General features: G+C 59.3%; 14 protein-coding genes and 1 pseudogene. 11 read left to right on the forward strand and 4 right to left on the reverse strand.

Annotation, left to right across the window (positions count from 1 at the left end):
- The coding region (locus BA066_04290; GenBank protein ID RDD53449.1) for a nucleotidyltransferase domain-containing protein at positions 1 to 245 on the reverse strand (245 nt) is incomplete at its 3' end.
- Between the two features lie 145 nt (positions 246 to 390).
- Here BA066_04290 and BA066_04295 point away from each other — a divergent pair.
- From BA066_04295 to BA066_04305, 3 genes are all read left to right on the forward strand, one after another.
- A complete protein-coding gene (locus tag BA066_04295) occupies positions 391 to 1,206 on the forward strand; it encodes a ZIP family metal transporter (GenBank protein ID RDD53450.1) in 816 nt (271 codons plus the stop codon).
- Between the two features lie 138 nt (positions 1,207 to 1,344).
- On the forward strand, positions 1,345 to 1,650 hold the full coding sequence (locus tag BA066_04300; protein ID RDD53451.1) for a hypothetical protein: 306 nt from the start codon (positions 1,345 to 1,347) through the stop codon (positions 1,648 to 1,650).
- A 133-nt stretch (positions 1,651 to 1,783) separates the two neighbouring features.
- Positions 1,784 to 2,542 (forward strand): hypothetical protein, encoded by a 759-nt coding sequence (locus BA066_04305; protein RDD53452.1) that lies wholly within the window; start codon positions 1,784 to 1,786, stop codon positions 2,540 to 2,542.
- A 16-nt stretch (positions 2,543 to 2,558) separates the two neighbouring features.
- Here BA066_04305 and BA066_04310 read toward each other — a convergent pair whose 3' ends face one another.
- Genes BA066_04310 through BA066_04320 form a run of 3 tightly spaced genes read right to left on the reverse strand, consistent with a single transcriptional unit; the run spans position 2,559 to position 4,286 of the window.
- Complete coding sequence (locus BA066_04310; GenBank protein ID RDD53453.1) at positions 2,559 to 3,422, reverse strand: DUF2099 family protein; 864 nt, start codon at positions 3,420 to 3,422, stop codon at positions 2,559 to 2,561.
- 49 nt (positions 3,423 to 3,471) lie between these two features.
- Entirely contained in the window at positions 3,472 to 4,053 is a 582-nt protein-coding gene (locus BA066_04315; protein RDD53454.1) for a lysine exporter LysO family protein, read from the reverse strand.
- Positions 4,050 to 4,286 (reverse strand): hypothetical protein, encoded by a 237-nt coding sequence (locus tag BA066_04320; GenBank protein ID RDD53455.1) that lies wholly within the window; start codon positions 4,284 to 4,286, stop codon positions 4,050 to 4,052. The genes BA066_04315 and BA066_04320 overlap by 4 nt, the downstream gene beginning before the upstream one ends.
- Before the next feature lie 101 nt (positions 4,287 to 4,387).
- On the opposite strand from BA066_04320, the gene BA066_04325 reads away from it, so the two are divergent.
- The 8 genes and pseudogenes from BA066_04325 to BA066_04360 all read left to right on the forward strand — a co-directional run.
- A complete protein-coding gene (locus tag BA066_04325) occupies positions 4,388 to 4,834 on the forward strand; it encodes an OsmC family peroxiredoxin (protein RDD53456.1) in 447 nt (148 codons plus the stop codon).
- Between the two features lie 32 nt (positions 4,835 to 4,866).
- Positions 4,867 to 5,654 (forward strand): annotated as a pseudogene (locus BA066_04330) (aldo/keto reductase).
- Positions 5,655 to 5,806: 152 nt separating this feature from the next.
- Complete coding sequence (locus BA066_04335) at positions 5,807 to 7,171, forward strand: rhomboid family intramembrane serine protease (GenBank protein ID RDD53457.1); 1,365 nt, start codon at positions 5,807 to 5,809, stop codon at positions 7,169 to 7,171.
- Between the two features lie 325 nt (positions 7,172 to 7,496).
- Positions 7,497 to 8,849 (forward strand): hypothetical protein, encoded by a 1,353-nt coding sequence (locus BA066_04340; GenBank protein ID RDD53458.1) that lies wholly within the window; start codon positions 7,497 to 7,499, stop codon positions 8,847 to 8,849.
- Positions 8,850 to 8,875: 26 nt separating this feature from the next.
- A complete protein-coding gene (locus tag BA066_04345) occupies positions 8,876 to 9,763 on the forward strand; it encodes a branched-chain amino acid ABC transporter permease (protein ID RDD53459.1) in 888 nt (295 codons plus the stop codon).
- 4 nt (positions 9,764 to 9,767) lie between these two features.
- Positions 9,768 to 10,757, forward strand: coding sequence for a branched-chain amino acid ABC transporter permease (locus BA066_04350; protein RDD53460.1), 990 nt, complete (start codon positions 9,768 to 9,770; stop codon positions 10,755 to 10,757).
- A gap of 67 nt (positions 10,758 to 10,824) precedes the next feature.
- Positions 10,825 to 11,478, forward strand: coding sequence for an ABC transporter ATP-binding protein (locus BA066_04355; GenBank protein RDD53461.1), 654 nt, complete (start codon positions 10,825 to 10,827; stop codon positions 11,476 to 11,478).
- A 4-nt stretch (positions 11,479 to 11,482) separates the two neighbouring features.
- Positions 11,483 to 12,104, forward strand: a 622-nt coding sequence (locus BA066_04360) for an ABC transporter ATP-binding protein (protein ID RDD53462.1), incomplete at its 3' end; no start/stop codon positions are given.

Raw genomic sequence — 12,104 nt, forward strand, 5'->3', positions numbered from 1 at the left:
GGCTCAACAGCCTCCTCTATCTCCATGAAGAGGTCCTGTCTTTTAAACCTGCTCCTCGGAAGATCCCTGGCAACTATGAGTATGTCTATGTCGCTGTCCTTCCTGGCCTCGCCTCTTGCCACAGATCCGAAGACCACAAACGATATTAAGTTGTCTCCAAGCTTCTCAAGAGCCCTATCTAGGAGCTTCCTTAGAAGAGAAGCGTAGGGCTCCTTCAACCTCTCCTCTCTCAACCCTATTTCCATGAAGCTGCTGTATTTAAAGATTCTCCTTCGTCCCTAAAAGGAGCGGTATGCGGTTACGGGGAACCCGAGCATCGCAGCATTTTCGGTCTCAACCCTCGATGAGGATCCGAAAACATCGGGAGGGTGAAGCTGCTCATCCTATAGGGTGGAGGTGTGCTCCTTGGGACTTGTGGAGCTCATCTCGGGATTAAGCGACGGTAACACGCTGCTGCTCGCCCTAATACTTTCCACCATGGCCATGCTCAGCACGACGCTCGGGGGTCTGCCCGTGGCCTTGCTGAGGGGCAGGGATAGCGGCAGGAGCTTCTCCATGCTGGTCGACATAGGCCTTGGATTCAGCAGCGGTGTCATGTTCGTTGCGAGCTTCACAAGCCTTCTGATCCCGGCCATAGAGGACTTCGGACTGCCCCTCCCCATCTCCGGCCTGGTCACAGGGGCCCTGGTGATACACGGGGTGAATGCTATCATCCCCCACGAGCACCTCATCAAGGGTTACGAGGGCCCGGCCGGGGCGTTGAGGAAGCTGAGGGCGGCCTGGCTGGTGGCCCTGGCGGTGATAATACACAACCTGCCCGAGGGTCTCTCCATAGGAGTGGCCACGGCCTTCGAGGTGAGGGACGCGATAACGCTGGGGATTGCTATAGCAATTCAGGACGCCCCTGAGGGACTTGCAGTGGCCCTTCCGGTTTACGCCACCACGGGAAGCCTCAGGAGGGCCGTTCTATACGCCTGGCTTAGCGGGCTCTCCGAGGTGGTGCTGGCCCTACCCTCGGCCGCCCTCGCATCGCTATCCGCATCCCTGCTTCCGCTGGCCATGGGCTTCGGTGCTGGAGCGATGATATACGTGGTGAGCCACGAGGCCCTGCCTGAAACTCACAGGAGCGGCCATGAGAACAAGGCGACCCTCTCCTTCTTCTCGGGCTTCATACTCATGCTCGCCCTTGACACAATGCTGGGCTGAGGCCATGGCAGGCCCTCCGGAACCCCGGCCCGGCATCTGTTGGGCTTCCCAAGGATGGGACTTCAGGTAAATATCAATGAGGATCCTTGCAGAAACGCTTATATTGAGTTAACCTGACGGTCCACATAAGGTGGCATCTTGAGTCAGTTGGGAGCCTCCAGGTCCCTCCTGGGGGTCCTCGCGCTCGCCGCCCTGGCGCTCCTGGGAGGGGCAGCTTACCTCTACCTCAATCCCCCGGGAGGGGGGAACCGTGACCGTCACCACAATCACAACGGTCATAACGGGCGCTCCCTCTTCCTCTACCGCGCCTTCCCCCTCTCCCTCCACCACAGAGGCTACCTCAACCTCTCAGACTCAATACACACCGCTGCCGACCACATCGCTGCCCTCCACCACAGAGGCCACCTCGACCGCGACCCAAGGTCCCTCGTCGAGTCCCCCTGAGACATCCGCGGCGCCGAGCACCTACCCAATCACGACGTCCCCCTCCACCTCCCCAACACTCACGCTCACCCCGGTCACCTCGCCCCGCACGCTGACCTCGACGACCACGCGCACGATCACACCTGCCGATGCTGTGCGCGCGAGGCTCGCGAACCCCTCCGTGGTGTGGTTCGCAGTGGATGGTGGCAAGAGGATACTGCAGTACGATTCCTCCAACGGTCAGGTCAGCCAGGTCGCCTACATGGGCATCCGCGTAGACACGTTCACTCCCCACGTGGGGATAAGGGAGAAGATATACTTCGCCGACGCGAACGGGAACAAGATATACCTTTACCTCCAACCTTCGGCCCCCGGGACAACATCCCCCAGCATCACCATCGTGCTAAATCACACCACCTACGTCCGCTGCATCAGGTTCGGTCCCGATCCCGAGTTTGGCTTCGAGATGTACTTCAGCGAGGCCTCTGGGGCCGGGGGAGGCCTGATCTACAGGATAGCCAGGAACCTCCCGCAGACCTTCATGAGGATAGATCCTCGGGATTTCGACGGCTACTGGGCCGGCCACTTCGAGTTCGGGAGGAATGACACGCTCTACTTATCTAGCGGGAACAGGATACCCTCCTCGATATACGAGGTGAGGGGAGGAAGGGTGACCAAGCTCGCCACCTTCGGCTTCCCCGTCATGGGGATGGACTACGTGGAGAACGCGAGGTTGGAGAGGCTCGCGACCCCAGGGGGAGGGGTCACGGTGAGCAGGGGCCTCCTCTTCGCCGACCACGGGAGCCGCATATACCTCTATGATCTGACGAACGGGAACCTCTACGTGATCTTCGACGATGGTTCATATGGGAGGATCGTGGACGTGGCCGTGCCTCCTCCACGACCCTCCTGATTTTTCCGCTGGCCCATCATCGCATTGAATCCCCCGAGGGCTCCCTGAGCATGGGCAGCTTGTCTTCCTGGATGAAGGGCATCCTCACCCTGGACACGAGGAGGGGGGACCTCATCCCCTCCAGGTACCTTAGGGCTATCCTCTTCCCCAGCTCCGTCAGGATGAAGACGGGTATGTGAACCCCGAGCTGCATGATAGCCTTCCTGCCGATCCTCTCGATGATAAGCCTTGAGGCGCTCGCGCAAACGATGTCGGCCAGCTCTATGTACTCAACCTCCTCCTCCGAGGCGAGCGTGTTGCAAGTCGAGAATATGGCTAGCTTGACATCATGGCGCTCCTCAATCCTCCTGAGCTCCCCTATGTCCCTCGCCATGGGCCCTATGACTGTGACCGCTATCCTCCTGAACCCCATCTCTATGGCCTTCCTCACGCCGGCCACCTGATCTATCCTGGGCTCCTCCAGGACCTCCCCTCCCCTGGCCCTTATGCCCTCTATCACCTCCGGGATCGGTGAAGTGCTAAGGAGCCCGTTCATCCTGGCCCCTATCCCCTGTACGAGTCTCGGGTTCGATGTTATCACAGTGCCGGCCCCGTCGCAAACGAGGACCGCGCAGTCCAGTATTTCCCCCATCGCGGAGCTTATCATCTCGGAGCTCCCGAAGGGAACGACTTCATCGCTCTCAAGGCACCTGCTGGGGCAGAAGAAGCCGAGATCCCTCATCTTCATCTCAACAATCCTCCTAACAGCTTCCCTGTCTATGAGCTCTATGCCGTAAGTGGCCCTGACGTAAGGGCACCTCAGGACCACCGGATCCGTGAGCACCTGAACCTCGCGGTCCCTGACCAGAACCCTGGCTCCCCTGCAGAGGAGCTCATGCATACTGGACCCTCCCGATCGAGGCCAAAAAGCTTGTGCGATGCTGCTTGCATCAAGGGAGGTAGACAGCGAATGAGGATATCGCGAGAGGTGTTATCAGGGTGAGGACGAACCCAGATATGAAGGACCTCATCCCTCCCCCGCTCCCGCAGGAGTCGGCGACGAAGGGCAGGAATGTGTCCATTGATGCCGCTCCACCGCAGGCTATGAGGGCATCGCAGCCCAGCCTCGCGGCTATGACCCTGTGGAGCGCCAGCGATATCACCTCCCTGAGCAGGTTGGAGAGGAAGGCAATAGTGCCCATCCTCGCGCCTAGCAGGCCGCTCACAAGCGGGCCGGCCAGCGTGTACCAACCGAAGCCGGCCGCAACGCTCAGCGCAGCCCTGAGCGGCAGGCCCATGAGGGGTGAGGCCAGCGCCGCGGCAAGCAGTGTTCCAGCCACGGTGGCGATCGGAATCTCGAGGTCTCTCAAGCCGATCTCAATCCTCTCAGATCCCAGCGAGATCCCGATGAGGAAGAGGAGGAGGTAGAGCAGGCCTGAGACGAGAGAATCCGCGAAGCCCGCCCTCAGGAGGGAGCCGGCCAGCATCCCGGAGAGGAGCAGGACGGCCGGTAGCAGGGAGGAGAGCATCATCTCATCCTCCTAATCGCCCGAACGGCAATGATGCTCCCCGAAAGCGTGAGGAGGGCCATCAGCAGGGACTGGAGGATGATCTCGGGGAGAGAGGAGAGGCCCTCGGAGCCGACCCTAAGGCCTATCAGGAGGATGAGGGTGTAGGCCAGGGGACGGAGGGGAGGGTTTATCCTCAACCTGAGGAGCCTAGCCGCGAGGAACCCCGATGCCAGGCAAAGCAGTATCTCGAGCATGGGGCTGCCGGATCGCGCCATCAATAAAAATCTTCTGAGGATCAAGCCGATCGTTCTTCATTAGAACCTTCAGGTTTTTATAGCCTGATCCTACGCTGAGTATGGGTGATGCCTTGGAGTACAAGGACATTAAGGTTAGGGTCTCCGGGATCAGGGTCTCCCCAACAAAGACCAAGGTCACTTGCGGGGGCTTCGAGCTCCTGATCGACAAGCTGGGAGGGGAGGCCCCAAGTCCCCTGGATCTCGCTCTAGCATCCCTCATAGGATGCCTGAACATAACAGCAACGCTGGTCGCCGAGGATATGGGGATAAGGATAGAGGAGGCGGAGTTCGAGGCCGTGGGCCTGTTCAATCCGGCCGTCTTCTACGGAAAGGAGGGGCCCAGGGCTGGTTACAAGGGTATAAGGGTTGTGGTCCGCCTCAGGACGGACGCGGATGAGGAGAAGCTGAGGGAGCTCATGAGGAGGGTGGAGGAGAGGTGCCCCGTGAGCGACAACCTCGCGAGGACGACCCCGATAGAGGTCTCGGTGGAGAGGATCGGGCCTTGAGGGGATCGGAGCTGGGAATAGATCCTGAGGACATGAAGGAGCTCGGGAGGACGGGAGAGAGGATATCGGCCATAGGGATAGGTACCTGGGGGATCAGGAACAGGGAGAGTGCGAGGAATGCCCTGATGAGGGCCTTGGAACTTGGAATCACCCAGATAGATACGGCGGAGATGTACTCGACTGAGGATCTCGTGGGCGAGGTGGCCAGGTCCTTCGGGAGGGAAAGCTGCTTCATCACGACGAAGCTCCTTCCGAGGCACTTCGAGAGCGATGAGGAGGCTGTAATGGCCGCGGAGAGGAGCCTCAGGAGGCTCGGCCTGAGCTACGCGATCTGATCCTCATACACTGGCCGAACGAGCGTATCCCGGTGAGGGATCAGGTGAGGCGCCTGGAGCTCATCGCGGAGAGGGGGCTCTGCAGGCACGTGGGGGTGAGCAACTTCAACGCCAGGGAGCTTGAGGAGGCCATACTCTCCACCAGAAGGAGGGAGATAGTGGTGAATCAGGTGAAGTACAGCTTCCTGGACAGGAGGATAGAGGGGGATCTCCTCCCCCTATGCGTGGAGAGGGGGGTGACTCTGCAGGTCTACACCCCGCTTGAGGGTGGTAGGGTGAGCGAGGTGCCGGTCCTGAGGAGGATGGCCGAGAGGTACGGGAAAACCCCGGTTCAGGTCGCCCTGAACTTCCTGATCTCGAGGCCAAGGGTCACAGCGATTCCGAAGAGCGAGAGGGTCAGCCGGGTGGAGGAGTTCAGGGGGGCCATGGGCTGGAGGCTCAGCCCAGAGGACCTCGCCGCGCTCTCAGGGATTCAGCGGGGATGAGCGTTTAGGTCAGAGTTCATGTGAATCCCGGGTTGAGGGGATCCCCCTCTCGAGGATGCCCTGACCGATGCTCAGCTACTCGGGGCCTCGGAGGGGGGTCCTGGAGGGAGGCTTGGGAAAACTTTATCTTCTGAGGACCCGCGTTTCTGAGGATGAGCATGGCCATCGGGATACCCATGACGATTCCAGAGTTCAGACCGAAGCACAGAGTCACAATTTTTCTAATAATCGCCAACTCGCTCGTTTACGCCGCTACATCATACAGGAACCTCTTCCTGAGCGTTGATGACTACTGGGTCACGGCGGGGGGCTTCTCCCCATCCCTCCTCCCCTACCCGGAGCAGTGGTACAGGCTCCTCACATCGATGTTCCTGCACGCCGACATCTTCCACATATTCTTCAACATGTACTTCCTCTTCTTCGCAGGGAGGGCCGTTGAGGAGGCCCTGGGCTCCGGGAGGTTCACCCTCCTCTACTTCGCATCCGGCCTGGCTGCCTCCATCTTCCACACCGCCTACTCCTTCATAGGGGGCCTGACTTCCTACGCCGTTCCGGCCATAGGGGCTTCCGGGGCCATAAGCGGGGTCCTGGGAGCCTACCTCATGTTCTATCCCGGTACCTCCCTCGTTATATGCATCCCGGTCTTCCTCTTCCCCCTCTGCTTCCCCATGAGGGCCTCCCTCTACATAATCTTCTGGTTCGCGACACAGGTCATATACGGTTACGCCAGGATAGCTGGTAGTGTTGCAGTCTTCGCTCACGCGGGGGGCTTCCTAGCAGGGATAGCCATGCTCTCCCTAGTGGCCAACAGGAGGAGGATAGGCCTGCTGAGGGTGATAACGCACGCCTCTCGCGTTCCCTTCCTCATGATCCCATCCTCCTACCCCAGGGGGCTCAGCTCCCTCTCAAAGACGATCCTCAGCATGGTCACCCTGCTCCTCATACTCGGGGGGGCCTACACGGTCATCGCGGCCCCCAGCGTCGGCAGGGTGAGCGTCGCGACCATCCAGTACACGCTAGACGGGACCCCTTACATGGACTACGCGGCCTTCAGACCCCCAGACTTCGAATCTTACAGGAACACCATGGCCCTCCAGGAGACCAGGGTCCTCCTGAACAGGCTGGCCGCGGCCAAGCTCCTTTACGATACTGGAAAGGCCATGAGGACTTTGGAAATAAGGAATCAGCGCTTGGAAACGGAGCACGTCGTGACTCTGGGTGGCAGGACCCAGAGGGTGTCCGTGGATAACCTGCTGGAGTACTTCAGGGGTACCTACGATGGATCGGGCCTCCTGGTGAGGGCGGAGGGAAAGCTGATCACTAGGATCATCTACATAACGGGAGTCAGCTACTACCTGAGCGAACCTGTGAGTTATGAGTTCAGCATAAGCTCTATTGAGGTGAACGTGGGGACGCTGTCCAGGTACACAGGGCTTCTCTCCCTGCTCGTGGCGGCCGCTGCTCAGCTGACCTTCACGAGGAAGGATCAGGAGCTCTCCATAGTCGCGGAGGAGTGAGTAAGCGAGCCCATATTTTCCATTGGGGGCTGGGGATAATCTCAGGGTATCGCTTCCCCAAGGGGTGCCGTGTCGGCGCGGTGTCTCGAGGGGCGAGCGATCGCGCTTGATCCGAGAGTTCAACGATTTGTGAAGGAGTCGCTTCAGCCCTGTGAACTGGGCGAAAAATGTCCGGGGGCCTCGCGTCCCATCCCTCATGAAAATTCATGATATTATAAGGGGATTTCTATTAATATTTTTTAGTTTATTGTTTTTACTTTTCATTCCCCGCCCCCGGATGGGAAAATTTATAAGTAAGGCAGCTCACTGATCGGGGGCTGTGATCATGGCCCTGAGCAGAGGAGCTCTTCTGGGAATCCTGATCCTGATAATAGTGATCATAGCGGGGGCCGCTCTCCTCATGATGCCGCCCGCCCCAACCACAACGACGCCGACGGCGCCGGTGACACCGACGGAGACCGCGACACCTACGCCGACAGCCACGAAGCCCGTGGTTTCTGAGGTGAAGATAGGCGTCATACTCCCCCTATCCGGGAGGCTCGCCGAGACTGGAGCCGACCTCAAGAGAGGTGTCGAGTTCGCCGTGGAGAAGATAAACGCTGCTGGGGGGATAAAGAACTTAGGGGGCGCGAAGCTCACTGTGGTGTTCGGGGACAGCGCAGGTGATCCGGCAACGGGCGCTGCGGAGGCCGAGAGGCTCATAAAGGAGGAGAAGGTCGTGCTACTCATGGGCGCCTATCAGAGCGCCGTCACAAAGACAGCCAGCGAGGTGGCCGAATCGTACAAGGTCCCGTTCCTCAACCCGGACTCCTCATCACCCGCCCTGACCGAGAGGGGGTACAAGTGGTTCTTCAGGACGACCGCTCACGATAGGACCTTCGCGGAGCAGCACGTTGAGTTCATAAACTATCTGAACAAGACATACGGAGGCCTGAAGACGGTCGCCATAATAAATGAGGACACGGAGTGGGGTGCATCCACGGCCAAAGCCTGGAAGGAGTTGTTCTCAGCGGCAGGCTACAAGATAGTGGCCGAGGTCAGCTACCACGCCGCCACGGTCACCTCCCTTGACAGCGAGGTCGAGAGGCTGAAGGCCGCCAACCCGGATGTGCTGCTCATCGCCAGCTACACCAACGACGGGATACTCCTGGTCAGGACGATGAAGGCGAAGAACTTCGCCCCCAAGGTCGCACTGGCTCAGGATGCCGGCTTCATAGACCCGGCCTACGTCCAGCAGATAGGGAAGGACGGCTACTACTTCATGAGCAGGGAGGTGTTCAACTGGGACCTGCTTGAGATGATCCCAGAGCTGAAGAAGGTCAATGATGAGTACGTGGCCAAGTACGGGGTGAACCTCAACGGGAACTCGGCTAGGGACTACACCGGGGTCTGGGTTGTCTACTGGGCCATAGAGGAGGCCGCGAAGGTTGCCAGCCCGACTGACCTGGAGGCCTTCAGGAGCGCCATACGCGACGCCCTGGCCAAGATGGACGTGCCGCCGGAGAGGATAATAATGCCATGGGCGGGGATAAAGTTCGATGAGAAGGGTCAGAACATACTCGCGAGGGGCATAATAGTTCAGATGAGCCCAACCGATGGCAAGTACCACACCGTTTACCCGAGGGAAGTCGCCACGATGGACATAGTATTCCCGTTCCCGTCCTGGGAGAAGAGGTGAAGCCCTCCCCACATTACAAATTTTTTATGATCGCTGGGGTGACCCTCATGGTTGACCCGACCTCATTGGTGGGGGCGGTGGTCTCGGGGCTCATGATAGGAAGCATTTACGCCCTCGTGGCCGTCGGCCTCGCCCTCATATGGGGAGTCATGAACGTCATAAACTTCGCTCAGGCCGACTACATGGCCTTGGGCGCTTTCATAGGCTTCCTGATGCTTGATGCCATCGGAGTGGATCCCCTCATATCCCTTCCGCTGACTTTCGCTTTGGTCTTCCTTCTGGGGGTCCTGACGCAGGTGATCGCGATAGAGCCCATACTCGAGGCCCCGGTGCTCAGCCAGATAACAGTCACGTTCTCGGTGCTCCTCATCATAAGGTACGGCCTTGAGGTGTTCATGGGTCCTTACACGAGGATAGTCGATGTGCCATATAGGGACCTCTTCATAAGGATGGGGGGCGTGTCATTCTCCCTGCCCCAGCTCATAGCCCTGGTCGTCTCGCTGGCGGTGGCCTTCGCCCTCTACCTCTTCATGAGCAGGACGTTCACCGGAGCCGCGCTCAGGGCCACGGCCCAGGACATGCTGGCCGCTCAGCTGCACGGGATAGACATAAGGAGAATGTACAGGTTGGCCTTCGGGATAGGTGTTGGCATATCAGCCATAGCGGGGGTCCTGCTCTCGCTCTTCTACCCCATCTACCCTGAGATGGGCGCCTTCTTCGCTATGATAGCCTTCATATGCGTCGTCTTGGGGGGTTTCGGGAGCATATTCGGGGCCTACCTCGGGGGGATTCTTATAGGCCTCCTCGAGACGATAAGCGCGCTTTTCATCTCGCCCTCGCTGAAGACCCTCACTGCCTTCATAGTCTTCATCCTGATAATACTCTTCAGGCCGAAGGGCCTCTTCGGGAGGTGATCAGGTGAGCCTCAGCAGGTCATTCATCTACCTCTGCCTGATAGCCCTTCTGCTCGCGCTCCCTATCATCTTCATGGTGCTGGATCTGGGGTTCGCCGCGGCGGCCCTCTACCTGTGTGTCCAGTACTCCATAATGGCGATGGCCTGGAACTTCCTGGCGGGCTACGCGGGCCAGGTGAGCTTCGGTCACGCCGTCTTCTTCGGGGTAGGTGCCTACACGACGATGATCCTCCTCCTCTTCTACGAGGTGACCCCCTGGGTGGGGATACCCATAGGAGGGATAATGGCCGCCCTCCTCGGCCTGGGACTGAGCTTCCTCTTCAGGCTGAGGAGCCACTGGTTCTCCCTGGCCACGCTAGCCCTGGTCACGATATTCCTCCTCCTCTTCCAGGAGTTCGCTCCAGGAAGGGCCGCGGGCCTTCAGGTCCCGATAGTCCCGCCAGAGAGGGAGCTCTACTACCTCAGGTACGCCGGGGCATACTACTACATCTACCTGGCCCTGGCCTACCTCGGCGTCGAGGTGCTCCTGATGAACTACCTGGTCAGGAGGGACATAGGATACTACCTTCAGGCAATAAGGGAGGATGAGGAGACCGCCATGTTGCTTGGCATAAACCCGTTCAAGTACAAGGTCCTGGCGATGCTGGTGAGCTCCTTCTTCATGGGAATAGCCGGGGGCATATACACGGTGAGGTTCAGGTTCGTGGACCCCTACAGCGTCTTCGACCTGCTGCTGATATCCATATACCCGGTCATAGCCTCTCTCCTCGGTGGGATGTACACCTTCTGGGGACCTGTGGTGGGCTCCTTCATATTCGTTCCCATATTCGAGTACATAAGGTCGAACGTGGTCACGGCCTTCCCGCGCTACTTCGGCCTCCACTTCCTGGTGGCCGGCATAATCCTCTTCCTCATATCCCTCAGGGTGCCGCGCGGCGTAGTGGGCTGGCTGGAGAGCAGGGGCTACCTGAGACGCCCCACCCACGGGAGGTGATCCCTTGCTCAGGATCGAGGGTGTCACGAAGAGGTTCGGGGGCCTCGTCGCCCTGAGGGACGTGACCATGGAGGTCAGAGAGGGCGAGATAGTCGGGTTGATAGGCCCGAACGGCGCGGGCAAGACGACCCTCCTTAACGTAGTAACCGGTTTCCTCAAACCGGAAGCCGGAAGGGTCCTCTTCGGGGGTAGGGATATAACGGGATGGCCTCCCTACAGGATAACGCCGCTAGGCATAGCCAGGACCTTCCAGATAGTTAAGCCCCTCTCGAACATGACGGTCTTCGAGAACGTCCTCACGGGGGCATTCATGAGGCACAGGCAGAGGGAGGAGGCCCTGGAGAGATCTAAGATTGCGCTTGAGATGGTGGGTCTGGCCGGAAAATCCGATCTGCTCGCTGGCTCCTTGAACGTCGTTGAGAAGAAGAAGCTGGAGCTCGCAAGGGCGCTGGTCCTGGAGCCGAGGCTCCTTCTCCTTGACGAGGTAGCCTCCGGCCTGAACCCGGTGGAGATAGAGGAGATGATATCCCTCCTCAGGAGGCTGAACGCCGAGGGGATCACGATGGTCGTCATAGAGCACGTGATGAAGTTCATAATGGGGCTTGTCGACAGGCTCGTGGTCCTCCACTACGGCGAGAAGATAGCGGATGGTCCGAAGGAGGAGGTGGCTAACGATCCAAGGGTCATAGAGGCCTACCTGGGCGGTGTCGAGGTGGGGTGATGGCATGAGACTCCTCAACGTTGAGGGCATAGAGGTAGCCTACGGCGAGACCCAGGTCCTCTGGGGGGTCTCCCTCAGCGTCGATGAGGGGGAGATAACCTGCCTGGTCGGCAGCAACGGGGCCGGCAAGACGACAACCCTCAGGGCGATCTCAGGCGTGCTTCCTCTCAGATCAGGGAGGATAGAGTTCATGGGGAATGACATAACTCGAATGGAGCCCCACAGGAGGGTTGAGCTCGGGATAGCACATATACCAGAGGGGAGGAGGCTCTTCCCAGACATGAAGGTCATAGAGAACCTCAAGGCGGCCGCCTACACGAAGAGGGCGAGGGAGAAGTACAATGAGTCCCTCGAGCTCGTCTTCAACCTCTTCCCGAGGCTTAAAGAGAGGAAGGATCAGCTGGCCAGGACCCTGAGCGGGGGGGAGCAGCAGATGCTGGCCATAGCCAGGGGACTGATGCTCAGGCCCAAGATTCTGATGGTGGACGAGATGAGCCTGGGGCTGGCTCCAAAGGTCGTCGCGGAGCTCTTCAGGCTCATGAGGGACCTGAGGGATCAGGGCTACACGATACTCTTGGTCGAGCAGAACGTGAGGCAGGCCCTGCTCTTCAGCGATAGGGCTTACG

Source organism: Candidatus Korarchaeota archaeon NZ13-K, from assembly GCA_003344655.1.
Taxonomy (GTDB): domain Archaea; phylum Korarchaeota; class Korarchaeia; order Korarchaeales; family Korarchaeaceae; genus Korarchaeum.

Coding starts and splice junctions, on each gene's coding strand:
- BA066_04310 (RDD53453.1), bottom strand. CDS start 3,422: ATGCATGAGCTCCTCTGCAGGGGAGCCAGGGTTCTGGTCAGGGACCGC.
- BA066_04315 (RDD53454.1), bottom strand. CDS start 4,053: ATGATGCTCTCCTCCCTGCTACCGGCCGTCCTGCTCCTCTCCGGGATG.
- BA066_04320 (RDD53455.1), bottom strand. CDS start 4,286: ATGCTCGAGATACTGCTTTGCCTGGCATCGGGGTTCCTCGCGGCTAGG.
- BA066_04325 (RDD53456.1), top strand. CDS start 4,388: ATGGGTGATGCCTTGGAGTACAAGGACATTAAGGTTAGGGTCTCCGGG.
- BA066_04335 (RDD53457.1), top strand. CDS start 5,807: ATGAGCATGGCCATCGGGATACCCATGACGATTCCAGAGTTCAGACCG.
- BA066_04340 (RDD53458.1), top strand. CDS start 7,497: ATGGCCCTGAGCAGAGGAGCTCTTCTGGGAATCCTGATCCTGATAATA.
- BA066_04345 (RDD53459.1), top strand. CDS start 8,876: ATGATCGCTGGGGTGACCCTCATGGTTGACCCGACCTCATTGGTGGGG.
- BA066_04355 (RDD53461.1), top strand. CDS start 10,825: ATGGAGGTCAGAGAGGGCGAGATAGTCGGGTTGATAGGCCCGAACGGC.